This is a genomic window from Planotetraspora thailandica (assembly GCF_016863335.1).
Taxonomy (GTDB): domain Bacteria; phylum Actinomycetota; class Actinomycetes; order Streptosporangiales; family Streptosporangiaceae; genus Planotetraspora; species Planotetraspora thailandica.
The window spans coordinates 41,143-65,162 of record NZ_BOOR01000032.1 but is presented as its reverse complement, the minus strand read 5'-3'; the positions used below and the strand labels follow the sequence as shown (position 1 = coordinate 65,162).

Sequence of the window (24,020 nt, the reverse complement as noted above, 5' to 3'; positions counted from 1 at the left end):
CACCTTATGAAAATCGCTGCACGGCATCGGCCTGACCGCATGTCGCCAGACGATGCCCGGTCCAGGCGGGCGCAGAACGTCCCTCCAGGCTCGTGATGAGTCCCGTGTCGTCGACGGTGCAAGTGATGCCGTACGGCCAGTCGCCGAGAAATGCTCCGAGGATCAGATCCTCGACACCGCCCTGGATGATGCGGTGCAGCCGTTCGGCAGCCGCACCGGGCGAGGCCACGACGAACAACCACGGCTGCCCATCAGGAACCCCGGCACCCATTCGCTGCCCTGTCCGCCTGACGATCTCCACCTCCAGCTCGGTCACCACCTCCTGCAGCGTGTCCAGCACCACCAGCCCGCGGGTCTCCGCGTACATCGCCTCCTCGCCGAACAGACGTACCGCGTCATCGCGCGGCAAGAGCACCCGGGCCGTGAAATCGCGCCCCGCCAGCAACTCCAGGACCATCGCACGCGCCACACCATCACTGCCCGGGCCGACAAGCCCCATTCCATGCAGTGCCGACATCGCGAGCACATACCCCAGGCTTGTCCGGCCCTCCCCGAGTACTGACGAGTCCGGCGCTGCCGCATCAGCCGGCACGCTCACCACGCCTTCTCTTGGCGTCGCTTCCTGCTGCGCGGGAAGCGCGATCGTGTCGGTGAGCTGGCTAAAGCGGAGAAGCCGGTCGGCTTCCCGGGTCAAACGCAGACGACGCCACCGCATGACCGCGCCGCCGACCAAAGCGTGCCGTCGGCGATAGGCGAAGGCGAGCACCAGCCCCGCAGCAAGGGCCGCGGGGATCGTCAGGGGCAGTATCGAGCCCGATGATGTTGCCTCAGAAGCGTTGGCGATGGCCGGGGCCGACTCCCGCTCTTGGGGAACCGGTGCCTTTGCCTCGCGGCTTCTCCGCTCCCGCATCGGTGGCCTGCTCATCGCCGTAGACGGTGAAGACCGATGCACGACGACGGGCTGCCGGTCGTGCCCTCTCCGGGCCGCAACCTCCACTGCCGCTACCGGCCTGGCACCCTCTTCTGTGATCGTTGCCGAGTTCGCCGCCTGATGAACTGTTACTTGCCTGACCTTGTGATCAGACGGACTACGGTGGTCAACGCTCTTCTCGTGATCGCTGCTCTTCGGAGCTGCTTCTTGGTTCACAGGTGTGCTGTCGGGCGGAGACGCGCTCGCCGGAGTTCGCGGCTGCTCCGTCGCTTGCGGAAGACGAGTGACCTCGCCGGTCTGCTCGGGTGCTGCCTGCGTGCCCGACCCGCGCCGCGAATCCCGCACCGCGCGTCCCACGTCGGGAAGGGCGCCGGTGGTGAGCCAGTTCTGCACCTCCCGCTGCATCGCGACGCACAGCTTCGCGTCCTCGACGTACTGGGCCGCCGCCCCTTCCAGATGCGGGCACCCAGCCGGGGGGTCCGCCTGTGCCGTGCTGGCCGCGCCCATAACTGCGGCACTCGCCAGCACACCAACGGCAGCACACCGCCGCACCGCCACACGGCCTCGGAACTGATTCACGGCTGTCACGACGGCACCCCGGGTCGATCACGAAGCGAAGATGATCAACCACTTTATGCAGCCACTGACAGTTATGCCGTGGAGATCAACAACGAGTCGCGCAGGCAAAATAACGATCTTCCGGTTACCGGCGCCCGGGTGACACGGAATGCGCCGGAGGGTCGGCGGAACGGCCAGAAGAACGCGGATGGCGGACGGAATCCGGGCCGGGCGGCGGAATACGCTGCGGGAAGTCCGCCGCGGCCAACCGCACCACAGCACCCGCCACTGGCGCGATTCCACCCAGACACTGGGCAGCCGCCCTCGCCGCCAACGCCTGAGCCATCCTGCCCTGAGCCGCGCGGAACTCCGCCACCGCGATCACCAGCGCCGCCACATCGGCGATGAGCGAACCACCCGGTTGCCCCGTCCCCGCGGAAGCCAACCGTCGCACCGCCCGGCACAGGCCCATCCCGCTTCGCGTGGGATGCGGGATCCGGGCGTACGGCTCCCGCGCGGCCCGGTCGAACGCCTCCGCCGCGTCCCGAAGGCGCCGATCCTTCAGCAACCGCGCTGCGACGTGCAACAGGTCCGAGGTCACCCCCGGCAGGTCCACCGGGACGAGTGGGTCGCCGGCAGACTCGCGGAGATGCGCGGCCGCCTGCCGAGCCGCCATCGACACCTCCTCCCACAGCTGTCGGCGTTCCTCTGAACTGACGCCGTCATAGCCGCTCACGCCCCCGCTACTCCACCGCGCGCGGAGCTTCGGAAAAGTGAGATCGGAAGCCAGCCTTCCGCCACCGAACCAGACCGGCTCCCCCGTGTCATTGATGTGCGTCGGGAGGGCGACCGCATACCCCGTCACCTCGCCGAGGCTGCGCTGGCTCATCCTCTGCCGCACCAGCACTCCGGAGGCTTCCAGCCGCCGGAAGAATTGCTCTTCCGACGCGGCACCGGCCGCCGCCGTGATGACATGCCGCCGAAGCACCGTCCTCGGCACCTCATCCCAGCCCCGCCGCCGGGCCTGCTCGGTCTCGCTGCGGGTCGGCCGCCGCGCCGCCGTACGGTCCCCCGGAGCCGTCACGCGAAGGCCATACCGGCGTTCGACCGCCTGGCATGCCTCCCGCACCCGATAGAAGTCGTTCCAGGTCTTGGGCTTGGCCCCGTCTTGTCGGGCGAGCGTGGCGACGATGTGGATGTGGTCGTCGGCGTGCCGTACGGCGACCCAACGCACGCCACCGTCATCGTCGGCCGGGGCCAAACCGGTACGCGCCATGATCTCGTCCGCGACCTGAGCCCACTCGTCATCGTTCAGGATCCGGTCCTCGCGCGCGGCTCGGGCAACGCAGTGCCACACCGGCTCGTCGTACTCGTTGGCCGCGAGCGCGGCGACAGGCTGATTCAGCAATCCGATCAGATTCCGGAAATCCCGACCCCCATCCTGCCGGAGCGCTGGCTCCACCTCTGCCGGATGACGCCACCCCGCCACAATGTGCGGGTTCACATGCTCATTGGCTCGCCCCGGGCCGTACAGGTAGTAGAGCAGCCCACCGACGCGCCGCCCGCGCATCACTTTTCCGATCATCGGATCGTCTTCCGTACGGCTTCCGCGATTCCGTCCAGCCGCTGCACCGCACGCAGGCACGCAGCGGCATACGGAACAAGGTTTCCCGGGTCGGCACCGGTCGCGTTGAGCGCCGCGACGGCCTGGTTGAGATTGACCCCGATACGGCGCACCTGGCCCGAGGCGTGCATCAGCTCGATCAGCGCCTCCCGCATCGGGTCGGGCAACGGCGGGTTCGCCATCCGCGCCGCCGCCAAGGCCGCCTCAGCCGCGTACGCCCCATGCGCCATCCCGAGCCGCTCCGCCGCATTACGGAAGTCCGCGTACTCCTGCTCGGTCAGCACGAACTTCACGACGAAAGGCCTCGGTACGGCCTGACGCTCGCGTCGGCGCTGCCGCACCCTCCTGGACCCTGCTCCCTCTCCCCCATCGGACATGCTCTCGACCGCTCCCCCGACGACCGCGCCCGGTCCCAGTTGATCAGAACCCACCCGCACGATCTGCGGAAAGTGGGCAGTTCTGATCAACTATGTCCCCCTCTGAAGCCCGCCGGATTCAGAGGTAATGGGACATTACGAATATCTTGCTCCCGCCCTGCGGGCTCTCAGGTCGTCAGCGCGACGCCCGTGCAGGCTGTCAGATCTCAGTGCATTTGATCCGCCTGCAGACGAGAGCACGACCAGGCCCCGGACTCCTACTTCTGGGACGCCTCAACACCGACGTCCCCCCGCAAGAGATCAACTCGGCGTGTTAATCATCTGCGAGCCCTTTGCGCGCGAGTCGGGCGATCATGATGCGGGGGCGTCGCTGTGAAGGCGCAGTAGGGCGCGGTAGATCGCGGCGGGCGACGGAGCCGGGGGCAGATCAGCTACTCCGGGCGCCGCGAACGCCTGCAGAAGGTATGCGAGTAGCCGTGCGGAGAGGTCTCCGGCCACCTCGCCTCCGGCGGCGACCACGCCTGCGTGCGCGATGAGCACCAGCGGCAGATCCTCGGCCACGAAGTCCTCGCGGAGCACACCCGTCGACTGCGCTCGGGCGATCAGGGCGGTGAAAGCCGTGTAGGCCCGAAGTCGATGCTGCTCGACCCGCATCGACTTGGGAAACGTCATCGTCAACAACTCGGTGAAGCCGCGATCGGCGAGTTGCATCCCTGCTGCGCGATAGACGAATGAGCTGAAGCCGCGCCATACGTCCGGATCGTCGAGCGCGGCTTCCGCGGCGTCGGCGTACGTGGCGATCTTGTCTTGGAACACCTCCGCCACCAGATCCGCCTTGGTGGCGAACCGCCGGCGGAGCGTCGGCTCGCCAACGCCCGCGTGCAGGGCGACCTGCCGCATCGAGACATCAAGGCCGTCCCGCGCGAACACCTCGCGGGCGGCATCGACGATGCGCTGTCGGTTGCGCGCGGCGTCGGCTCGTAGCCCCGTCGAGGTCGCCGCGTGGTTCATGACATCAACCCTACCAGCTAAGTGGTGGACGTGCGCCAGTTAGGGGGCTAGCCTTGGTCCGCACAACTGGCGCGGGTGCGTCAGTTAACTGATCGGATTAGGGAGTATCAGTGACGCAGATCGACCAGTCCGCGAAGCAGGTCGTACACGCCTTCTACGACAGCTACAACCGCAAGGACCTGAAGACCTCCTTCGACAGCCACATCTCCACCGATCTCGTCAACCACGCCATGGGCGGAGCCTACGACCGCTCCGCCTGGCTGGAAATCGACTCGACGCTCTTTCCCGCGTTCGAGGACTTCACCCTGACGGTCCTGGACCAGGTCGCCGAAGGCAACAAGGTCGCGACTCGAATCAGCATGGGAGGTAGGCAAACCGGGGAGTTCGTCGGTCTGCCGGCAGGCGGGAAGACCGCCTTCCTGACGCTCACCGCCGTCGACCGGGTCGAGAACGGCCTTATCGTCGAGCACTGGGTGGACCTCGACTTCTCAAGCTTCCTCGAGAAGCTCAGGTAGACCTTCGATCGGTGGGAGCGAGGCGGGGACCGTACCCGCCGGGGTGTGAGGGCCGCACGTGCGGTAGACGTGCCCTGTGTGCGGGTTGGCGTGACACGGCGACGGTATGCATGCCGGAGACGGCGACGGCACGGAATGCGGGTGAAGCACGCTCTCATCCGAGCGGACGGCTTGGTCCATTTGGGTCCTGTCCTGCCGATCATTTGCCGGCCTGCGACGGGCCCAGCCGCCGCCCGGACTCCGCCTCGGCTCGACAAGATCGGCAGGGCAGGACCTAATCAAGGAGGGCTGCGATGGAAATCGGCGTGTTCACGTTCGGCGACGTGAGTCCAGATGCCGGTGGACTAAACCCACTTCGCCGGTTGCCAGAGCTCGTCGAGGAGATCGCTTTGGCGGACGAGGTCGGGCTGGACGTCTTCGGTATCGGGGAGCATCACCGGCCCGATTTCGCCGCCTCGGCACCCGCGGTGGTGTTGGCAGCCGCGGCTGCCCGTACCACTCGTATCCGCCTGACGAGCGCGGTGACGGTGCTCAGCGCCGACGACCCGGTGCGGGTGTTCGAGCAGTTCGCCACGCTCGACCTGATCAGTCGTGGCCGTGCCGAGATCATGGCTGGCCGTGGGGTACTCGTCGAACCGTTCCGGCTCTTCGGCTACGACCTCGCCGACTATGAGTCGCTGTTCGCCGAGAAGGTCGAACTGCTGATGAAGCTGCGGGATCACGAACGGGTGACCTGGGCTGGACTGCACCGGCCGCCACTGCACGACGAGGCGATTCTTCCCAGGCCGGCGCAAAAGAGCCTACCGATCTGGGTGGCGGTGGGCGGAACGCCGCAGTCAGCTGTGCGTGCCGGGAGCCTTGGCCTACCGATGACGTTGTCGATCCTCGGCGGTGCCCTGCGCAGCGCAGCGCCACTGGCGCAGATACATCGACAGGCCGCCTCGCAGGCCGGGCACGCGCCACAGCCCCTCGCGCTGGCGCAGCACGGCTTCGTCGCACCGACCTCACAGCGGGCTAACGACCTGTACTTTCCAGCCGAGGCGGAAGTCCTGAACCGCATCGGGCGGGAGCGCGGGCTACGCGAGATGACGCGCGCCGACTTCGACGGGCGCGCCGGCCTCAACGGACCACTGCTCATCGGGTCGCCCGCTCAGGTCGCCGAGAAGATTCTGCGCGAGCACGAGATATTCGGGCACCAGCGGCTACTGATCCAGCTGGCCATCGGCTCCGTGCCGCACCACGACGTCATGCGGGCGATCGAGTTGCTCGGCGGCGAGGTGGCACCCGCCGTCCGGGCCGCGCTTGCGTCGCAGCCGCGTAACAGTACGAAACTAGTGTCCACTTTCGGGGGGAATCCCCGTGCCTCTTCAGCAGGAAGGTAAGAGATGTTGGCGTTGAGCTACGTGAAGTACGGTGATCCCTCGGTGCTGGAACTGAGCCATGTGCCGGAACCGCATGCCGGCCCCGGGCAGGTACGGATCGCGGTTCGCGCGGCCGGAGTGAATCCGACGGACTGGAAGTTCAGGTCCGGTCTGCTCAAGGATGCCTTCCCCATGCAACTGCCCAGGATCGTCGGCTTCGAGGCGTCCGGCGTGGTTGACGAGGTCGGTGCGGGCGTCGACGGCGTCCGGGTCGGGGACGAGGTGTTCGGGATGGGCTCCGCCACGACCGCCGAGTTCGCGGTCCTCGACCACTTCACTCGCAAGCCGGACGCGCTGAGCTGGGAGCAGGCGGCCGGGGTCGCGTTGGCCGCCGAGACCGCGCTGCGTGGTCTGGAGCTTCTCGGCGTCGCCAGCGGGCAGGTCCTCCTGGTTGAGGGCGCCGCGGGCGGGGTCGGCAGCGCTGCCGCGCAGTTCGCGATCGCCCGAGGGTTGACCGTCATCGGTACGGCAAGCGAACCGAACCATGAGTTTCGACCACGCCGATGAGCAGGTCGTTCAGGTGCAAGAACGTGGCCGCAAGGGCTGGTTGCCGGCCTTCCGCGACGCGATGCTGTTCAAGACCGCTTATGCTTTCGGCCTGCGGCGCAACGAGGCCCGAATGCTGGACGCGGTCGATTTCGGCCGCAATCCCGATGGGGCGGAGTTCGGCGAGTACGGCGTTGTCTATGTTCGCCACGGCAAGGCCAAGAAGGGCTCGCCGCCCAAGCGCCGCAGTGTGCTGACGGTCTTCGACTGGTCAGCGGAGATCCTCCAGCAGTGGAACGAGGAGGTCCGCCCGCTGTTCGCCACCGCCGGCACCGGGGCTTTGTGGCCCTCAGAGCGTTCGGCCCGTGTGGGCTTCTCCCAGATGAACGCCCGCTTCGCGGCCTATCGAGACGCCCTGGGGCTGGACGAGGGGTTGGACTTCCATTCTTTCCGAAGGTCGTATGTCACTCACCTGATCGAGGACGGCTGGGACGCCCGGTTCGTGCAAGAACAGGTCGGGCACGAACACGCCTCCACGACCGCGATCTATACCTGCGTGTCCTCTGACTTTCGCACCCGCACCTTGCGCAGAGCGCTGGACGCCACCATGGAGGCCGCCCTCCGGCCGGCGAGGAGGGCTTGATGAAGCGCCAGGTCAGCTACCAATGGCGGTTGCGTGAAGTGATGGCCACCCGAGGCATCTTCGCCGCCTCCGATCTGTCCCCGCTCCTGGCCGAGCGCGGCATCGAGCTGTCCTCGGTCCAGGTCTGGCGCCTGGTCACCCAGACCCCGGAGCGGTTGTCGCTTCCGGTGCTCGCCGCGCTCTGCGACATCCTCGACGTCACCCCCGCCGAGCTGATCGCCACCCGGGCTGAGAACGTCGCCCCACGTCGAACCGCGGTCTCCGGTGGCGCCGAGGTCGTCGACCTGGCCGCCACCATTCGCCCCAAGCGTGCTCGGATCACCGGCAACAAATGAGCCCCGCCAATGTCAGCCGCGAGCAATACGAGCGCTGGCACATCCGCACCTGCGCACGCTGCAACCGGCGAGCACCGAAATCGGCGGAGTGGTCGGACGGGCCAATCTGCCGGACCTGCTTCGAGCGGGCCATGCGGGTGCGGGGCCGCTGCCCAGGCTGCGACACCGAACGACTACTACCCGGCCGGGACACCTGCGGGATCGCTGTCTGCCGAGACTGCGCGGGTATCAGCCGCGACTTCTTCTGCGACCGCTGCGGCTTCGAGGGCATGCTGCTCGGCGGCCGGCTCTGCGAACGATGCACGCTCGCTGACAAGCTCACCACGCTCCTGGACGACGGCACCGGACGCATCCACCCACCCCTGGTGCCACTGCACGACCTGCTGACGAGCATGGACCGGCCCAAAAGCCGACTGATCTGGCTGCGCAACCCTCAAGTCTCGGGTCTGCTGCAAGACCTCGCCGCCGGACGGGTCGCACTCACCCACGAAGCGCTGCAGCAGGTCCCGACCTGGCGGACCGCCACCTACCTGCGCGATCTGCTCATGGACAGCGGTGCCCTGCCAAGCGTCGACCGCCGGCTTCTCTTGTTCGAACGCTGGCTTGCCGAGCGCCTCGGCTCCATCACCGATGCCGAGCAGGCCCGGCTGCTGCAGCACTTTTCCATCTGGCACCAGCTGCGCAAGCTACGAGCCAAGGCGAGCAAGGGGCCGCTGGGGCCCAGCACCATGAACGAATGCCGGCAGCAGATCACCCAGGCCAGTGCCTTTCTCGTTTGGCTCACCGAACGCGGCGTCGAGCTGCCATCCTGCGCTCAGGCGGACCTCGACGCCTGGCACGCCGAAAAGTACGCCACCCGACGCCCCGCGCGAGTCTTCCTACGCTGGTGCATGACCACCCGCCGCATGCCAACGCTAACGATCCCCGACCGGATCACGACGAACCCCAATCCGATGGGCCAGCACCGCCGGATCACCGTGCTGCAACGGATTCTCACCGACGACACCCCACCACTCGGGGCCCGGATCGCGGCCTGCCTGGTCCTGCTCTTCGCCCAACCCGTCAGCCGAATCGTCCGCCTCACCGTCGACGACGTCCTCCACGACGACGAGCACGTCGCATTTCGGCTCGGCGATCCACCCTCTCCAGTCCCCGAACCAGTAGCGGACTTGCTACTGAGCTACGTGCAGGCCCTGCAGGACAACACGTCGGCTACGAACTCCAACCCCCGATGGCTGTTTCCCGGCCGACGGACGACCCGGCCAATGAACCCCACCACCCTGCGGGATGCGCTACGAGAAATCGGCGTCCCCGTCGAGCGAGGCCGCACCGCCGCTATCCGGCAACTCGTCCTGCAGGCCCCGCCTCCCGTGGTCGCCCAAGCACTCGGCTACCACGACAAAAGCACCACCAGGATCGCCGCCGAAGCCGGAGGCACCTGGAAGAAGTACGCCCCCGGCGATCACCCTCGATGACTCTGCTTCCTGGCACCCAGGCAACGGGATAACCCGTTGCCGCCACGTCTGGGGAGGTGGTGGAGTGCCTCGGTGACCAACACCTCGGCGCGAGAAGAATTCTCTGCCCTGCTCGCCCGTGTCAGTGCCGACCCGGCCGTCATAGGGGCCGTCCTCAGCGGATCACAGGCACGGCAAGGCATGGCCACGCACCGTTCCGACTATGACATCTACCTGATCACCACCGATGACAGGGCAGCCGACGAAGAGCGCCGCGACTCCCGGCTGGACGTCATGGCCATGTCCCTGGAGGAATTCCGCGCGCACGCGCTGCCGGGTTCGGGCTGGGAATGGAACAGGTACTCCTTCACCCATGCCCGCGTCCTCAAAGACCGGCCCGACGGCCTCATCGGTGAACTTGTCGCCCGCAAGGGAGCACTGTCACGCGAGGAAGCCCATCAGACAGTCGCCGCCTCACTGGACACCTTCGTCAACGCCGCCTACCGCTGGCTGAAAAGCCACCGCGACGAACGCGCTACCGAAGCCCGCCTGGATGCCGCTGAAGCTATTCCTCCCCTGCTGACCTGCATCTTCGCTCTCCACCGCCGGGTCCGCCCCTATAACAAGTACCTCGGCTGGGAACTACGGAACCATCCCCTGGGACCGCCTCCATGGCGCCACGAAAGGTTGCTGCCGCTCCTCGAAACAGTCCTGTCGCACGCCACCCCGCAGACGGCTCGCCGGCTCTTCCTCGACCTGGAACCATTCGCACGCGCCGCCGGTCACAGCTCGGTACTGGACGCCTGGGGCGACGACCTCCACCTCCTGCGGCAAAGCCCTAGCTGAACAAACAACGCGCAATGGCTGTCGGAGGCCGGCGTCGATCAACCGGCCCTTCGAGGCTGTCGTCACGGAATGTGAGAACAGACCAAGAAAGAACGAGGAATACAGACCGGCCGATCAACGGTGCCTACCAGTCTCGACCCCGCACACGCTCGATCGGGGTCGAAGCGTGGTTCACAGCAGCGGTCGCAAGCGTCGGGTGGTTGCCTACCACCGCCGACCGCCGACCGCCCAGCGACGCCCGTCCAACGCCGACCGCCGCCCCGGCGGAACCGGTCGGGGCGGCGGCTCGTGGTCGTTTAGAGGCGGTGGTTACTCGGCGCGCTTGGGCTTCTTCGGAGCCATGACGAGGCCGTGGCAGGTGGCGCCCTCGGAGTTTTGTTACGGTAGTTCGCTCAGACGCCGAGGCTCCGCCGCATCACTGCGGTCGCGACAGCAGTCTTCGTCCGCAAGGGCAGAGGGAGGAACGCGTCGAGCGCGCGGAGCACGCGGTTGACCGCACCCGGCACGTGCACCACAGCGCGTCCGAGGGCGGCCAGTGAACTGGCGGCCACCGCCTCCGGGGTCATCGCCCACGGAGGCAGGCGGGTGCTGCCGCTGTGCGTGTGGAAGGGAGTCACCGAGGTGCCGGGCAACAGGGTTTGGAACGCCACGCCGCTGCCCCGGTTCTCGTACCAGACGGCCGTGGCGTAGGACAGCAGGAACGCCTTGGTCGCCGAGTAGACGGCACTCCAGGCGATCGGTGCGATCGCGTTGATCGATGCCACGTGCACGACCGCGCCGCGGCCGCGGGCCAGCATCGGCGGCAGCAATGCGCGGGTGAGCAGCACGGGAGCAAGCAGGTTTACCCGGACCATGTCGGTGTAGGTAGCGGCGTCTGTAGCCGTGAAGAGCCCTTTCGTGCCGAACCCGGCATTGTTGACGAGTATCTCGACGCGCCGGTCGGCGATGAGGTCCGGTAGGCCGCCGAGGACGGTCTCGGCCGCGAAGTCCTGGCACAGCGACTCCACCCGGACCCCGTGCCGGTCCCGCAACTCGGCGGTCACGCGTTCGAGGTTCACCGCGTCGACGCTGGTCAACAGCAGGTTGACGCCGCGGGTCGCGAGCGCCGTCGCATAAGCGAGCCCGATACCGGACGACGCACCGGTGACCAGCGCCCACCCGCCTTCGGTGGTCGCGGCGGCAAGAGCGGCGGCACCGGGCCCTACCGGTCCTCGCGGCCTCTTCCGATCAGTTGCCATGGAGGTGACGCTCCTTTCCTCCGGTCACCGGGGCAGGCGTCCGGGGAGGTAGGCCAGAGCTCAGTGCGGCGCGGCGCAGCTTATACCACACCATGCGCACAATGCCGACGTACCGCCGATCGATTCTGTGTACGTAGACCCAGCCGGTCTTCTCGATCCCGTCGACCAGGACGGGGCCGACGTACAGCGGACGCGGACGCGTGGACTCGTAGAAATCGCGTAACGCGGGGACCTCGGTGCCCATGAGAACGGCTCGCTTGCCGACCTTGCCGGCCTGCCGCAGTAATTCCCACCAGAAGAGGTAGGACCGCCAGCTCCGGCGTAGGCCGGGCTCGAGCCAGACGCACGTGAACTCCTGGGCGTCCTCCGAGTCGACGGACATTTCACAACGAGCCCGGTCCGGTGCCGGGATACGGATGAACGTACGAAAGGGCGCGCTCACCCCAAGGACGAAGCCACAGGTGAGGGCAGACCCGTTGACACCGCCGAAGACGTGTGAGCGCCGCAGGTAGTCGAGCGGGACGGAGTAACCCGAATGCCGGGCATAGTGATCCGCGAATGTATGGAGCTCGGTTTCCGTGTACAGCCGTCTGATCCTAAGCACGCCGACGCGGCTCACAAGCTTCTTGGGCATTTCTATTTCTCCGCGAGAACGGTCGTGTCAGTTCGGCTGGACGATTGCGCTGTGCGACGCCGGCTTTGTTCGGCTGAGCCCCGTCGGTAGTAGATCGGCGCCGGCCGTAGTGGCCGGCAGGCCCAGCCCCCCAGGGCCGCGAACAACGCCGGCGATATGTCGCCTGCCCGGGCACGTCTTGTGGCGTGGAAGGGTAACAAGGTGAGCCTTCCTCGTGATGCATGGCTTGCCGCAGCAGCATGCTTCACGGCGGCCGTCGCTAGCATCGGGAGGTCCCTAACCCCACCCCCTACATCGGCCCGGCCGCTGCTCAGTCGTCGGCGGTCAGGTGCTGGGTCAGGGTGGCGCGCGACTGGATGCCGAGCTTGGCGAAGGTGCGGGAGAGGTGAGCCTCCACCGTCTTGGGGCTCAGGTACAGGCGCTCCGCGATCTGCTGATTTGTCAGTCCGCCCACCGCGAGGTCAGCGATCTGGCGTTCCCTGGCGGTGAGCGCGGACAGCGGACCGGCCGGTTTCCGCTGTCCCCGGGGTACGCGGGCGGCCAGTCGGCGTTCGTCGCGCGTCGCCGCGGCCGACAGCCAGGCCGCCCCGGCGGTGGCGTACAGGGATTTGGCCCGGCCTAACTCGTCCCGTGCCGTCACGACCGAGCCCTGAGCGGCGTACAGCTCGGCGGCGAGCTGCCGCGTCAGCCCCTCCTCCACTGGCGCGCCCGCGGCGGCGAAATGGTCGGCGCCCCGTGCCGCGTGAACGGCCGCCTCCTTCGGCCGCCCGGAGAGCATGAGCACCTTCGCCTGCGCCCGATGCGCGAACCCCAGCGAATGAGGCAGACCCGACTTCATTGCCCGGTAGAGGGCGTGTTCGGCGAGCGAGCCAGCTTCGGAGCCGGTGCCGGCGGTGGCCATGATCACCGCCTGGAGGGCCAGGCAGTACGTCCTGGTCGGTTCGTCGGCCGGGTACTCCCCGGTCAGCGCGGCGAGGGCGCGGTCCGGCTGGCCGGCCTCGGCGTACACCATCGTGAGGTCGAGCCGCGCCAGCCCCGACCACCAGCCGGACCTGGGGAGAGTCCCGGAGATGCGTTCGGCCAGTTCCAGGGCGGCTCGGGGGCCGTCCCGCCACAACAGCGGACGCAGCAGCAGGATGCTGGACATGGCCAGCGTCTCCCGGCTGTGGATCAGCCGGGACGCCTCGCGGGCCTCCTCGGCGGCGGTCACCGCCTCGCGCAGCCGGCCCTGCCGCTCGTACAGCGCGGACAGGGCGATGAGGAGGTACGGCACGCTGTGGCTGCGCCCGGCACGGTGTGCGATGTCCAGCCCGCGGCGCAGATGCCGTGCGGCGTCGTCGTGGCGTCGCAGGTGGATCTCGACCCAGGCCAGCGGCGCGACCAGCTCGAGGTGCGGCGCGAGCACGTCGTCGGTCAAGGCGTCCGTCAGCCACGCCGCCCGGTCGGTCTCCCGCCGGCTCTGTGCCACGTGTCCGTCCCGCAGGCTGGCCAGCGCGTGAATGGAGCGGGCGGCTGATTCCAGCGCCTCGTCGTCCGCGTCCCGCAGGGAACGGATCGCGTCGGCGGCCGCGAGCCGGGCCTTTCCCGGCTCCCGCCCCATCAGCTCGACCGCGGCCAGCCCGACCTGGGCCAGGCTGGTCGGCCGGTCGCGCGCGTGCGGCCGGGTCAGTTCGGTGGAGACGAGTGCCTTCGCCTCGTCGTAGTCGCCGAGCAGGCGATAGATCATCGAGGAGAAGCTCACCGCCGCGATCCGCAGCGGCCCAGGCGTCCGCATCACCTCCTGCAGAATCTGCCGGCTGGCCGCCAGTTCGCCGGTCACCCCCAGCGCGCGGCCCAGCGCCCATTGCAGCTGGATCCGCCACAGGGCATGGTCCGCCTCATCCGGCAGCAACCGGATCGCCGTCCGCAACAGCCGGACGGCGGTGGACGGAGCGGCCTCCACGGCGGCCGCGGCCGCCGCCTCCAGCGTCCGCACCGCCTGTACGTCGCCGTGCTGCGCCGATCGTGCGGTGTGGTGGGCCAGCAGTTGCAGCGGGCCGCCGTTGCCGCGCAGATGCTTTGCCGCCCGGTCGTGCGCGCGCGACCGCCAGGCCGCGCCGGCCATCCAGTACGCCGAGGCCCGGACCAGGGGGTGGCGGAACCGGAGAGAGGCGTCGGCCTCGACCACCAGGCCTACGCCGACCAGGTGGTCGACGGCGCGATCGAGGGCGGCCTCGGGCAGTTCGGTGATGGACGCGACGAGGTCCAGCGAGATCGGTTCGCCGGCCACCGCCGCCGCGCAGGCCACCTGCCGTACCTCCGGCGTCAGGGCGGTCAGTTCGGTGCTGAGCACGGCGAGCAGCGCCCGCTCGGGTGCGCCGGTCGCCGCGTCGCCGGCCTCCGCGAGGGCGGTCAGCGTCTCCACGCCGGCGTCGGCGAGCACCTGAAGATAGAGCGGGTTGCCGCGCGTGGTGCGGTACAGCAGCCGTCGTCGCCCGCGGTCCGCCTCCGGCAACAGCGCCGCCATGTCGCTCTCGCTCAGCGGAGCGAGACCGATGTGCACGGCCGCGTCGCCGAGCTGGGCGACGGCCCGTGCGATCCCCGGGGGCACCTGAGCCGTGCGGTACGCGGTCGCGAGCAGCAACGGAGCCCGTGGCGGGCGGCGTAGCAGATATTCGGTCAGCTCGATGGAGGACTGGTCAGCCCAGTGCAGGTCGTCGAGCACGATGGCGAGCGGCCCGGCGGCTCCCTGGTCCTCGATGAGCCGGCGCGCACGCTGGAAGAGCCGGTACCGGCCGAGCCCCTCGCGCCGGGCCTCCGACGGCCCGGTGGCGTCCATCAGCAACTCGGTCAGCGCGCCATGCGCGTCCCGGCCCGGATCGCCCCGCTGCGGCTCGAATGCGGCGAGGTAGACCCCGAACGGCACGTTACGCTCGAACTCGGTCGCCTGACCGTGATGGACGGTGAACCCACGGGCCCGGGCCAGATCGGCCAGTTCGGCGAGCAGACGGGTCTTTCCCATCCCCGGATCGCCCCGCACCGCCACGGCCCGTAGCGCTCCGTCCGCCGCGCCCGACACGGCGCCCGCAAGGAGGCCGAGCTCAGCGTCGCGACCGACCGGCCTGCCATATGTCGCCCCGTCGGCCATCTTCCCTTGAATATCCGGTCCGGTGAGTAGCAGAGACGCGCCCAGCCTAGTCGGCCCGGACCTCCTATAGTTACGGCGAGCCGCCACCTGCATGTGATCGCGCGCCAGCAGGGGTGGGGGCTGGCGGAAGGCGGAATCGGAGGCGGGATCGCCGTGCTGGCCGGGCAGGCAGGCGCGCCGCAACTGGCCGGCTCCAGCCTGAAAGCCGCCCTCGATGCCGACTGGGACGACCCCGCCGCCCGCGGCCAGGCCCTGGCGGTGGTGCTGCAGTGCCTGTGACCGCGGTGGAGTCGTTCGTCGCTGCCCAACCGGCCGGGCCGGGCACCGACGCCGCCGCGACCTGCGTGGCCCTAGCCGCCACCATCCGCGATCAGGACGTCGTCCTGGCCTAGTACTACAGCCAGCTTTCGTGATCTATAGTTCTGGATCATGTCAGATGGGTTGAGCGCGGGCGACCTTCACGAGTGGGTGGCCGGGCTGGACGCGTTGTTCGCGCGGGTGGCAGGACGGTTCGGGCGGGTGGAGCCGCGGCGGCAGGCGCGGGCGTATCTGACCGGCTTGCTGGCCCCGGTGGAGCGGAAGAATGGCTGGCAGTTGGCCGAGGCGGCCGGGGACGCGACGCCGGATCGGATGCAGCGGTTGCTGGTCAGCGCCCGCTGGGACGCCCGTGGTGTGCGGGCGGATCTGCGGGCGTATGTGGTGGAAGCACTCGGGCACCGGGATGCGGTGCTGATCGTGGACGAGACCGGCTTCATCAAGAAGGGCACGAAGTCGGCCGGGGTGCAACGTCAGTACTCCGGCACGGCGGGCCGGATCGAGAACTGCCAGCTTGGCGTGTTCCTGGCCTACGCCTCCCCGCGGGGCCGAGCGCTGATCGACGCCGAGTTGTACCTGCCCAAGTCCTGGCTGGAGGACCAGAGGCGGTGCGAGCAGGCCGGCATCCCTGATGAGGTGGAGTTCGCCACCAAGCCGATGCTCGCCCGGCAGATGCTGGCCCGTGCCTTGGACGCGGGCCTGCCGGTGTCGTGGGCGACGGCCGACGAGGCCTACGGCATGGACTACAAGTTCCGCTCTTTCTTGGAGCGGCGCCGTGTCAACTATGTGGTCGCCGTCCCGAAGAACCAGATCGTCGCGGGTGCCACCCTACGCGCCGATACCCTCGTCGAGGACGCCCCGCCCCAGGCGTGGAAGCGCCTGTCGTGCGGCGATGGCGCCAAAGGGCCCCGGCTGTACTACTGGGCGCTGGCCGCCGTGCACTACGAGACCGAGCCCGGCTATCAGCGCTGGCTACTGGCCCGGCGCGCCCTGGCCCCAACCGCCAAAGGCGAACTGGAGATCGCGTACTACCTGTGCCACGGTCCCGCAGGAACGACGATGGATGACCTCGTCCGCGTGGCCGGAGCTCGCTGGGCGATCGAGGAATGCTTCCAGACCGCCAAGAACGAGACCGGCCTGGACCATTACCAGGTCCGCCGGTTCGACGCCTGGCATCGCCACATCACCCTCGCGATGCTCGCCCACGCCTACCTCGCCGTCACCGCCGCGCATGCCCCAAAAGCCCAAGCGGCCTGGTCCGCGTCACACCAGCAGAGGTCCGCCGTCTCCTGGCACACGTGATTGCCCCCGGCGCACGCGCTCTTGAGTTCGCACTGGCCTGGTCAACCCACCGACGCGACCATCAGACCCGCGCCCGCAACAGCCACTACTGGCGACGCTGGCTAAGACATCACGAAATCAGGCTGTAGTACTAGTACCCGGATTCACGAAGGCATCGCTACCACCGAGTGGCGCTCCAGCCCGCGAAATGACGATCCCCTCGGGCACCTGGGAAGGGCACATCGACACCTATGCCGGGAGCATTCCACTCATCCTAAACGTGCGAAACGGGCAGGTGGAGGCTTCGCTGGACGGGGACGAGCGGTGGCGGCGCAGATGGTCACCGCCACCGGGGACTGGGATCTGCGCGCCCTTTTTGCCGTGCAACTGCCAACGCCGGACGCGCGGGCGAATCCTCCCCTGCTCGACCTGGACCTCAACCAGCAGGACGGCGTATTGGCCGGCGCCGCCCGGTCGCTGAAGAACGGCGAGCAGGACGGCCGGGTCGGCAACTACCTCAGCCACTGGTGCGAACTGCGCCCCTTCAACAGGTAGAGATCAATCGTCATGGACGTCCTCCGGATCCCCCAGCAGTCGCAACCCCCCAGGCAGCTCAGGCAGGGCGAAGGAGTAGCGGCCCAGCATGTTCACGTGCGTTGTGGATGAAGGGTGAAAGACGGACGACGTCTTCATCGCGCACGTCGAAGCCCTGCGTTCGCAGCCGGGTCACGGCGGCGTCCATGTAGCGGGTGTTTGAACAGCACTACGGCGTTGAGGACCAGGCCGAGCGCTGAGGCGGCCAAGGCTGCCGAGCTCACCGCGAGCGGCCTGCGTCTGGTCCCACGCTTTGACCATGGCCCACTCGCGTATCCCGCACCAGCGGTTGCTGTCGCTTGATGCCCGGCTGGCCCAGGCAGCGGCTCGGCCGGTTATCGTCCCCGAAACGGTCGTCGTCGACCGCGGTGCGGTCTTTCTGTCCGAGACGTTCCTGCGGGCCTGCCGGAAGCTGGGCATCTCCGTCCAGCCTGCTCATCCTGGGACTCCGACCGATAAGGGAAACGTGGAGCGGACCTTCGGCTCGATCAACACCCTGTTCTGCCAGCACGTCGCCGGCTATGTCGGTTCCAACGTCACCATGCGCGCCCGCGACGCCGAAGACACCGCCGTGTGGACCCTGCCCCAGTTGCAGGAACTGTTCGACGAATGGGTGGTGGCCGGATGGCAGACCCGTCCTCACAGCGGCCTTCGAGATCCCCAGCGCCCTGTCCGGGAACTCGCGCCAAACGACATGTATGCCGCATTGCTCACCGTCGCCGGGTACGTGCCTTTGCCACTCGCCGGGGCCGACTACATCGAGCTGCTGCCGGTCGAGTGGCGGCGCATCACCGCTGATGGCATCCAAATCGACTACCGCACCTACGACTGCCGTGACCTGGGCCCCTACCGTCACCAGCCGTCAGGAGTGACCGGCAAGGGCAACCGGTGGGAGGTCCGCTACGACCCCTACGACCTGTCGCACATCTGGGTCCGCGACACCCGCCGCGGCGGGTGGATCACCGTCCCCTGGACCCACCTGCCGATGATCAGCCCGCCCTTCGCCGACTTCACCTGGCGCGCCGCCCGCCAGATCGTCACCGACGCCGGCGCAGACTCCAGCGACGAGACAGCCGTCGCCCGCGCCCTGAACAACTTGCTGACCAGGGCGAGCCAGGGCCCCTCCAGGCGGCGGATCGCGGCGAAAACCAAGGCCGCCCCATCAGCGCTTCCCGCAGTGGCGGCGCCCGTGCTCGAAGTCGGCCCCAGCAACAGCACCGACGACGAAGGCGACAGCGGCGAACCCCTGCTAGGCACCGCGGTGCCGTTCGGCATCTTCGACCCGACAGCAGAAGACCCTTACCGGTGACCATGGCCCAGCAGACTCCCCCGTTGCCCCTGGGCACCCTGACCACCCGCGCTGGGTGGGCCGCATTCGTCGACCAGCCGCCCAGCAGCCTGGACCTGCTCGGCGACGACGAACGGAAGCACCTGACCGACGCCGAACGCGACACCTACGATCAGGCCCGGCACCTGCATCACTCCAGACTCGCGGTTGTGGCCACTCCGACCGTCAACAAGGTCACAAAACTGGGCCGACGTCTCATGCTGCTCAACCGCGGCCAGTTGTCGGCACGCCGCGGACTGATCGTGAATGGGGCCGGAGAAACGGGAAAGACCACCGCGATCTCCCAACTGGGCAAGCACCACGAGCATCTCGCCCGCCGACGCCGAGTCGCTCCCGGGCCGTTCCTGCCGGTCGTCTATGTCAGCGTTCCGCCGGCCTCCACCGCCAAGATGCTCGCGGCCGAGATCGCCCGCTTTCTGGACCTGCCACTGCCCAAGAGCTTCAACCAGGTCGCCATCACCAACGCCGTTTGCGAAGTACTCCACACGATGAGCACCGAACTGGTGCTGGTGGATGAGATCCACAATCTCTCCTTGAGTACCCGCCCCGGCGCGGAAACCTCTGACCAGCTCAAATACCTGTCTGAACGCATCCCCGCCACGTTCGTTTACGCGGGTATCGATGTCGAGGGCGCTGGCCTGTTCAGCGGCTTGCGTGGTCAGCAGATCGCCAGCCGCTTCACTGTCGTGGCCACCCAGTCCTTCGCCTACGGCACGAGCCGGCAACGGGCGGAATGGGCCGCCCTGGTCGCCACACTCGAGCAGGTCCTCCGGCTTCACCGCCACGAGCCGGGCACCCTCCTGCGCCACGCCGAATACCTCTATCGACGCACCGGCGGCATGATCGGCAGCTTATCCGCCCTCATCCGCGACGCGGCCATCGAGGCGATCATCGACGGCAGCGAACGCATCACCCTCGATCTCCTGGAAGCTGTAGAACTGGACCGCACCGCCGAGAACCAACGCTCCACTACCAGCAAACGATGATCGAGCCCTGGCAGCAACCCGCGCGGGCCTTACCGATCCCAGCACCCCCGGTCGCGAAAGAAACTACCGCCTCCTACATTCGGCGACTGGCCCGGGCCAACGGCCTCGACACCCGCATCCTGCTCCGGCACCTTGGCCAGGGCTCATCCACACCCAGCAGGCCAAGCGGGCGGACGGCCCAGCACCAGCCCACGGCGGCCGATCAGCATCTCGACCCCTACGACGTCGTACTCAACGACCCGGCATTCGACCGGCTCGCCCAGATCAGCGGTTACGCCACGGGCCAACTGCTCGCCACGCTGACCATGCCGCCCGACACGATGCCTGCGACTTCGCAACCCCGATGGCGCTTCAAGAAGCTCCAGGCCATCGACAACGCCAGGCTCGCCTGCACGCACTGCACCAAAGCCCGCGGCATGAACGGCCCGGTCATCGTCCGACTCCCCGTCCAGCACACGATTTGCCTCGTCCACGCCCGTTGGATCGCCGACCCGCCCTACCCCATCTATCCGCACACTCAGGAGGAGCAGGTCCAAATCCCCCTCAGGACGCTGCCCGAACTGCTCGATGCCGCCCGGCTTCACCGCCGACTTGCCCGCCGGCATACGCCCTCCGCCGCCCTCACCGCCTTCCACGAGGCGCACAACTGCGTCAGCCTGGTCTCCCCTTCCCCCGCACACGCCGAACTCCCCGCACGGTGGGAAGACCGAAGACGGAGGCTCGCCCACGCCTCCGCCCCGGCTCTCACGCTCACCCACCTGACCCGCTGCCCCGAAACCGTCATATGCGCCTCGATACTGCTGTCCCCCTACTGGACCGAGGCGGCACGACGATTCCACGCCGGCGAGGATCACAGCCGTCCAGACTCGGAAGACTTCGCCGCCGAACTCCGGCGACGACTCTCGCTAACCGACGACCTCTACCTGCTGACCAGCAACATAAGCGTCTACGCCCGGCACCACGTCTGGCGTCATCAGTCAGGCGAAATAGATCAGATCGAATGGGACTACGAGCCGGAGCCCTCTCCAGACCTATCTGATCCACCGCAGGCCAGCTCCCCCGCGTGGATCAAATCGGGCGAGAACTGACATGCCGACTGCCGCCACTCCAACGCCTCAGGTACGTCGCGGTACTCCAACAGGTGCTGGCCGGCGATCTCCTCCAACAGGCTGCGTACTTCGGCAGGGCTGGCGTAGAAGAACTCGCGCCGCAGATTAACCCGATTGACCCGCCGCTCACTCAACTCGTCGTGGAGCCGCCCTTCGAGGGAGACGGCGTCCTCGCTGAAGATCAGCGCATGGATGTCAAACTTGAACGGCACCGAGGCGTCGCCCAACTCCCGGACCCGGTCCTCCGGCTCAAGACGACGCGTCATGCCGATCTTGACGACGCTCTCACCGAAGGCGCCGACGTTAGAGATCACGTAGACGTAACCGGCCCGGATATTGGCTTCACGGGTTTCGACATCCGCGACCGCGGCTCCGATCTCCTCCAGCTTCGCCTTCAACTCCGCCGCCCCGGCTTCGTCCCCCTTGTCGAGCAGCTTGGCCAGCGCGGCACGATAGTGCGACTCCTCCTTGCGCAGGCGCGTCTTCTCGCGTTCGAACTCCCGCCGCGCGGCTTCCTCCTCGCGCTGCTGTTCGCGCTGCGCCCGTATCCGCTCCTTCTCCTCCTCGACCTTGGCGAGATAGTCCGCGGTCAGCTCGAGCTCAAAGACCCGCAACCGGTGATAGTCGTCGCTGACATGGATGTTCATGGTCTTGCCGAGCCGTACGATCGCATCCCCGGCCTTGCGCAGCCGGTCGATGGCGGACTGGAGCTTGTAGGGGCGCATCGTCCGGACGCAGTTGTCCGCCTCGGCGTTGTAGGCACGGAGCATCAGCTTGGAGAAGTCACGGACCATGCGCCGCCCTTCGGCGGCCGACCCGTTGACCGTCCAGTTCGTCGCGCCCAGTACTGCCCGTTCGTTGCGGGCCATGCTCTTGATCTGCTCTTTGATCTCAGCCAACTTCGCCTTGTAGGCGACCGCGTCGCTCAGCGGATGCTGATACTCATAGACGCCGACCTCCTGCAACAAGACCAGATCCTCTGTCTGCACAACCTGCGCCCCGATCTCCCGCAGCTGTCGGCTCGCCTCCTCAATCGCTGCCTGTAAGCGGCTCTGCTCCGCACTGAGTGTCTCGATCACTGCCGAGATTTGCATCGCGTCCAGGCCGCCCAGGCGTTCGACCCACTCCCGCAACTGGGCGTTCTCCGCCTCCAGTCGCTTCTTGCCGCCGAAGAGCCCACCACCCGAACGTTGTGGAACGGAAACCTGGGCGGAGGGTGCGGCATGACCGACGGTGGGAGCCGGACTAGAAAAGGAAGCGGTCTCGGTGATCCAGAACTGCCAGTCGACCGGAGCCGAAGGCCAAGACGGGTCCGGTTGCCACCCCGGAGGAGGCTGCCACCCAGGAGGCGGGGCTGGCCATCCCGGTGGCGAGTTGAACCGGTATTCCGTCATGAAGCTCTCCTCCACTTCCGACCCAGTCGTCAGGCCAGACCGAGAGAAAGACAGCCGCCGGATTGAAGTGGTTTACCGGACAGCGGGCGTCACGGCACATCGTGACGGAACCGTGAGCCCAGGTATGAAGTGGAGGAGATGGCAATTCCTCGAACCGTAGAGGCATGCGCTGCGTTCCCCAACCCGGCGCCCCAATGGGGTCGCTGAGACCCTTAGCCACAGCCGTTTCAAGGCCTCGGTGCCCTTGCCGACACTGCAAGATCACCCTACTGGTGAAGGATCGTTCAAAAAACTCCCATTCTTGCGACGTCGAAGCTCTAACGACACGTTTCTTGCCTCAAAGTCGCTCCGGTGCGCAGAGTCTGCAGAGCGGAGAGCTGAATGAGTCGCCGGATTATCGCGTTCGTCGGAGTTCTCGGTCTAGCGGCGGCCGGATGCGGAACTACCACCAAGCCCGCCTCCACCGGCATGTCGGTCCCATCGACGACTTCCAGCAGGGTGGCCTACTCCGCGAACGCGTCAGCAGACCATGAGGTCACCGACCTCTTCCTCACTCCTGCGGAGGCCGACCTGACCGGCGGTTATACGCGAACCGTCGCGGAAGGCACCCTCACGCAGCTGGGCGTCTGCGTCCCGCTCAACCCGATGAACATCCCCTCCGTTCCCGTGGACAAGCACTACGCCACCGCCAAGCAAGAGATCGGCGTCCCCTACAAGGGACATCTCACCCAGCAGGGCTGGGTACTGCCCAACGAAGCCGACGCATCCGCCCTCATGAAGCAGGTCACCCGACGACTGCCCCAATGCCGCTACCACGGCTCCACCAGCGACCCGGTCGACCGGACCAAAAAGATCAGCAGAACCTCCACCGCCCAGGCCTACCAACCCGACGGCTTCGGCTGGCACGGCCACCAGATCGAGCAGCTCTCGAACGTCAATGGCGAGCGCGCGTCCGTCAGCACCATCCTCGTCGTCCAACGCGGCCCGATCATCCTGGCCCTCGACTACATCAACTACACGACCGAAACCCCCGAACACGCCCTACGCGCCTACAACCTCGGCATCCTCCGCAAGATCCTTAATCGTGCGGCGTGAGCGCCCTGGCCGGGGGGTAGCCCCGCCGGACCCCTTTACGTCGTAGATTCATAAGTTCATGGCAGTTCGTTTGAACATCGAGCCCGATCACAGCCACGAGAGGGCCGGAGTATGCGGCAACCTGCGGCAACGAAGGGCAGCCGGCTGTCGGCAACTGACGTTCCGTCCGAGCAACAAATGAGCAACGAGAAACAGAAAGCCGTGATCACATCTTTCGTGATCACGGCTCCGACCTGCCGACACTTGTCTGCTTTCACGGCGGATAGGTCCGCGTCAGGCTGTACGGGGAGCACGGCGAGGGGGAACTCCGCGCTGTGCGCCTCGGCTCCGATGCCCAGCGGGGCGAAGACTTCATGCACCGCCACAGCAGCGGCCTTCGGCCCATCAGGGACGGGCAAGACCAGGATGGTGCATGCGCCAGACCACTCGACTCGTTCGACGACCCAGCGGACACCCTGCGGAGGAGCGGTCGCTGAGGAGCCAGGCGGCGGCCTGGACGATCTCGTCGAGATCGGCCGCGCGGCGCAGCGGGGTGTGCGCCTTGAGCCGGTCGACGAGACCAGGCGAATCCGCTTCCCCCGTACGGATCATCTCGGTCAGCGTGGTGCCGGGGGCGATCGCGTTGACGCGGATGCCTTCACGGGCCGTAGGTGACGGCAGCCGACTCGGTGAGGCTGTTGACCGCCCGCGACACCTTA

At 67.6% G+C, this 24,020-nt stretch carries 23 protein-coding genes and 2 pseudogenes; 15 read left to right on the top strand and 10 right to left on the bottom strand.

What is annotated here, in order from left to right; all coding sequences use genetic code 11:
• Positions 1-4: 4 nt before the first annotated feature.
• From Pth03_RS21955 to Pth03_RS21940, 4 genes are all read right to left on the bottom strand, one after another.
• Complete coding sequence (locus Pth03_RS21955; protein WP_203946229.1) at positions 5-925, bottom strand: hypothetical protein; 921 nt, start codon at positions 923-925, stop codon at positions 5-7.
• A 709-nt stretch (positions 926-1,634) separates the two neighbouring features.
• Positions 1,635-2,897, bottom strand: a complete 1,263-nt coding sequence (locus Pth03_RS21950) for a relaxase/mobilization nuclease domain-containing protein (RefSeq protein ID WP_203946228.1) — start codon at positions 2,895-2,897, stop codon at positions 1,635-1,637.
• A 173-nt stretch (positions 2,898-3,070) separates the two neighbouring features.
• Complete coding sequence (locus tag Pth03_RS21945; RefSeq protein WP_203946227.1) at positions 3,071-3,406, bottom strand: hypothetical protein; 336 nt, start codon at positions 3,404-3,406, stop codon at positions 3,071-3,073.
• A gap of 435 nt (positions 3,407-3,841) precedes the next feature.
• Complete coding sequence (locus tag Pth03_RS21940; RefSeq protein WP_203946226.1) at positions 3,842-4,501, bottom strand: TetR/AcrR family transcriptional regulator; 660 nt, start codon at positions 4,499-4,501, stop codon at positions 3,842-3,844.
• A 110-nt stretch (positions 4,502-4,611) separates the two neighbouring features.
• Here Pth03_RS21940 and Pth03_RS21935 point away from each other — a divergent pair, with 110 nt between their 5' ends.
• From Pth03_RS21935 to Pth03_RS21905, 7 genes and pseudogenes are all read left to right on the top strand, one after another.
• Positions 4,612-5,016, top strand: a complete 405-nt coding sequence (locus tag Pth03_RS21935) for an ester cyclase (protein WP_203946225.1) — start codon at positions 4,612-4,614, stop codon at positions 5,014-5,016.
• A gap of 293 nt (positions 5,017-5,309) precedes the next feature.
• On the top strand, positions 5,310-6,398 hold the full coding sequence (locus tag Pth03_RS21930) for an LLM class flavin-dependent oxidoreductase (RefSeq protein ID WP_203946224.1): 1,089 nt from the start codon (positions 5,310-5,312) through the stop codon (positions 6,396-6,398).
• Between the two features lie 3 nt (positions 6,399-6,401).
• Positions 6,402-6,929, top strand: a pseudogene (locus tag Pth03_RS21925) (NADP-dependent oxidoreductase); the annotation flags it as partial.
• A complete protein-coding gene (locus tag Pth03_RS21920) occupies positions 6,922-7,566 on the top strand; it encodes a tyrosine-type recombinase/integrase (RefSeq protein ID WP_203946223.1) in 645 nt (214 codons plus the stop codon). The pseudogene Pth03_RS21925 and the gene Pth03_RS21920, both read left to right, overlap by 8 nt.
• Complete coding sequence (locus Pth03_RS21915) at positions 7,566-7,901, top strand: helix-turn-helix domain-containing protein (RefSeq protein ID WP_203946222.1); 336 nt, start codon at positions 7,566-7,568, stop codon at positions 7,899-7,901. The genes Pth03_RS21920 and Pth03_RS21915 overlap by 1 nt, the downstream gene beginning before the upstream one ends.
• A complete protein-coding gene (locus Pth03_RS21910) occupies positions 7,898-9,376 on the top strand; it encodes a site-specific integrase (RefSeq protein WP_203946221.1) in 1,479 nt (492 codons plus the stop codon). Before Pth03_RS21915 ends, Pth03_RS21910 begins: the two co-directional genes overlap by 4 nt.
• Before the next feature lie 72 nt (positions 9,377-9,448).
• Positions 9,449-10,201 (top strand): hypothetical protein, encoded by a 753-nt coding sequence (locus Pth03_RS21905; protein ID WP_203946220.1) that lies wholly within the window; start codon positions 9,449-9,451, stop codon positions 10,199-10,201.
• Between the two features lie 392 nt (positions 10,202-10,593).
• Here the strand turns inward: Pth03_RS21905 and Pth03_RS21900 are convergent, their stop codons facing one another.
• The 3 genes from Pth03_RS21900 to Pth03_RS21890 all read right to left on the bottom strand — a co-directional run bounded on the left by Pth03_RS21900 (position 10,594) and on the right by Pth03_RS21890 (position 15,200).
• On the bottom strand, positions 10,594-11,439 hold the full coding sequence (locus tag Pth03_RS21900; RefSeq protein ID WP_203946219.1) for an SDR family NAD(P)-dependent oxidoreductase: 846 nt from the start codon (positions 11,437-11,439) through the stop codon (positions 10,594-10,596).
• Entirely contained in the window at positions 11,429-11,821 is a 393-nt protein-coding gene (locus Pth03_RS21895) for a hypothetical protein (RefSeq protein ID WP_203946218.1), read from the bottom strand. The genes Pth03_RS21900 and Pth03_RS21895 overlap by 11 nt, the downstream gene beginning before the upstream one ends.
• A gap of 562 nt (positions 11,822-12,383) precedes the next feature.
• Positions 12,384-15,200 carry a helix-turn-helix transcriptional regulator gene (locus Pth03_RS21890; protein WP_203946217.1) on the bottom strand — a complete coding sequence of 939 codons (2,817 nt, stop codon included), beginning with the start codon at positions 15,198-15,200 and terminating at the stop codon, positions 12,384-12,386.
• Positions 15,201-15,293: 93 nt separating this feature from the next.
• Here Pth03_RS21890 and Pth03_RS21885 point away from each other — a divergent pair, with 93 nt between their 5' ends.
• The 4 genes from Pth03_RS21885 (at position 15,294) to Pth03_RS21875 (ending at position 17,351) form a co-directional block, all read left to right on the top strand.
• Positions 15,294-15,479: a hypothetical protein gene (locus Pth03_RS21885; RefSeq protein WP_203946216.1), complete on the top strand. Its 186-nt coding sequence runs from the start codon at positions 15,294-15,296 to the stop codon at positions 15,477-15,479.
• Positions 15,470-15,592 carry a hypothetical protein gene (locus Pth03_RS42165; protein WP_275413161.1) on the top strand — a complete coding sequence of 41 codons (123 nt, stop codon included), beginning with the start codon at positions 15,470-15,472 and terminating at the stop codon, positions 15,590-15,592. The genes Pth03_RS21885 and Pth03_RS42165 overlap by 10 nt, the downstream gene beginning before the upstream one ends.
• Before the next feature lie 37 nt (positions 15,593-15,629).
• Positions 15,630-16,817, top strand: a complete 1,188-nt coding sequence (locus tag Pth03_RS21880) for an IS701 family transposase (protein WP_203946215.1) — start codon at positions 15,630-15,632, stop codon at positions 16,815-16,817.
• A gap of 303 nt (positions 16,818-17,120) precedes the next feature.
• Positions 17,121-17,351: a hypothetical protein gene (locus Pth03_RS21875; protein WP_203946214.1), complete on the top strand. Its 231-nt coding sequence runs from the start codon at positions 17,121-17,123 to the stop codon at positions 17,349-17,351.
• 3 nt (positions 17,352-17,354) lie between these two features.
• Here the strand turns inward: Pth03_RS21875 and Pth03_RS41640 are convergent.
• A pseudogene (locus Pth03_RS41640) lies at positions 17,355-17,590 on the bottom strand (Tn3 family transposase); the annotation flags it as partial.
• A 59-nt stretch (positions 17,591-17,649) separates the two neighbouring features.
• Here Pth03_RS41640 and Pth03_RS21865 point away from each other — a divergent pair.
• Genes Pth03_RS21865 through Pth03_RS21855 form a run of 3 tightly spaced genes read left to right on the top strand, consistent with a single transcriptional unit; the run spans position 17,650 to position 20,812 of the window.
• Complete coding sequence (locus Pth03_RS21865) at positions 17,650-18,699, top strand: TnsB C-terminal domain-containing protein (protein ID WP_203946212.1); 1,050 nt, start codon at positions 17,650-17,652, stop codon at positions 18,697-18,699.
• Positions 18,700-18,722: 23 nt separating this feature from the next.
• Entirely contained in the window at positions 18,723-19,724 is a 1,002-nt protein-coding gene (locus Pth03_RS21860) for a TniB family NTP-binding protein (protein ID WP_239119255.1), read from the top strand.
• Positions 19,721-20,812, top strand: coding sequence for a TniQ family protein (locus Pth03_RS21855; protein WP_203946211.1), 1,092 nt, complete (start codon positions 19,721-19,723; stop codon positions 20,810-20,812). Before Pth03_RS21860 ends, Pth03_RS21855 begins: the two co-directional genes overlap by 4 nt.
• Here the strand turns inward: Pth03_RS21855 and Pth03_RS21850 are convergent.
• Positions 20,731-22,227 carry an SNIPE associated domain-containing protein gene (locus Pth03_RS21850; RefSeq protein ID WP_203946210.1) on the bottom strand — a complete coding sequence of 499 codons (1,497 nt, stop codon included), beginning with the start codon at positions 22,225-22,227 and terminating at the stop codon, positions 20,731-20,733. The genes Pth03_RS21855 and Pth03_RS21850 overlap by 82 nt on opposite strands.
• A 381-nt stretch (positions 22,228-22,608) precedes the next feature.
• Here Pth03_RS21850 and Pth03_RS21845 point away from each other — a divergent pair, with 381 nt between their 5' ends.
• Positions 22,609-23,322: a hypothetical protein gene (locus Pth03_RS21845; protein WP_203946209.1), complete on the top strand. Its 714-nt coding sequence runs from the start codon at positions 22,609-22,611 to the stop codon at positions 23,320-23,322.
• 384 nt (positions 23,323-23,706) lie between these two features.
• Here the strand turns inward: Pth03_RS21845 and Pth03_RS41635 are convergent, their stop codons facing one another.
• Complete coding sequence (locus Pth03_RS41635) at positions 23,707-23,913, bottom strand: hypothetical protein (protein WP_239119254.1); 207 nt, start codon at positions 23,911-23,913, stop codon at positions 23,707-23,709.
• Between the last annotated feature and the right edge of the window lie 107 nt (positions 23,914-24,020).

Bases quoted from the DNA above. Each gene is read 5' to 3' on its own strand.
- Pth03_RS41635 (WP_239119254.1), bottom strand. From the start codon at position 23,913: ATGATCCGTACGGGGGAAGCGGATTCGCCTGGTCTCGTCGACCGGCTC.
- Pth03_RS21855 (WP_203946211.1), top strand. From the start codon at position 19,721: ATGATCGAGCCCTGGCAGCAACCCGCGCGGGCCTTACCGATCCCAGCA.
- Pth03_RS21890 (WP_203946217.1), bottom strand. From the start codon at position 15,200: ATGGCCGACGGGGCGACATATGGCAGGCCGGTCGGTCGCGACGCTGAG.
- Pth03_RS21955 (WP_203946229.1), bottom strand. From the start codon at position 925: ATGAGCAGGCCACCGATGCGGGAGCGGAGAAGCCGCGAGGCAAAGGCA.
- Pth03_RS21910 (WP_203946221.1), top strand. From the start codon at position 7,898: ATGAGCCCCGCCAATGTCAGCCGCGAGCAATACGAGCGCTGGCACATC.
- Pth03_RS21915 (WP_203946222.1), top strand. From the start codon at position 7,566: ATGAAGCGCCAGGTCAGCTACCAATGGCGGTTGCGTGAAGTGATGGCC.
- Pth03_RS21850 (WP_203946210.1), bottom strand. From the start codon at position 22,227: ATGACGGAATACCGGTTCAACTCGCCACCGGGATGGCCAGCCCCGCCT.
- Pth03_RS21900 (WP_203946219.1), bottom strand. From the start codon at position 11,439: ATGGCAACTGATCGGAAGAGGCCGCGAGGACCGGTAGGGCCCGGTGCC.
- Pth03_RS21930 (WP_203946224.1), top strand. From the start codon at position 5,310: ATGGAAATCGGCGTGTTCACGTTCGGCGACGTGAGTCCAGATGCCGGT.
- Pth03_RS21880 (WP_203946215.1), top strand. From the start codon at position 15,630: ATGTCAGATGGGTTGAGCGCGGGCGACCTTCACGAGTGGGTGGCCGGG.
- Pth03_RS21920 (WP_203946223.1), top strand. From the start codon at position 6,922: ATGAGTTTCGACCACGCCGATGAGCAGGTCGTTCAGGTGCAAGAACGT.
- Pth03_RS21940 (WP_203946226.1), bottom strand. From the start codon at position 4,501: ATGAACCACGCGGCGACCTCGACGGGGCTACGAGCCGACGCCGCGCGC.
- Pth03_RS21845 (WP_203946209.1), top strand. From the start codon at position 22,609: ATGAGTCGCCGGATTATCGCGTTCGTCGGAGTTCTCGGTCTAGCGGCG.
- Pth03_RS21865 (WP_203946212.1), top strand. From the start codon at position 17,650: ATGGCCCACTCGCGTATCCCGCACCAGCGGTTGCTGTCGCTTGATGCC.
- Pth03_RS21895 (WP_203946218.1), bottom strand. From the start codon at position 11,821: ATGTCCGTCGACTCGGAGGACGCCCAGGAGTTCACGTGCGTCTGGCTC.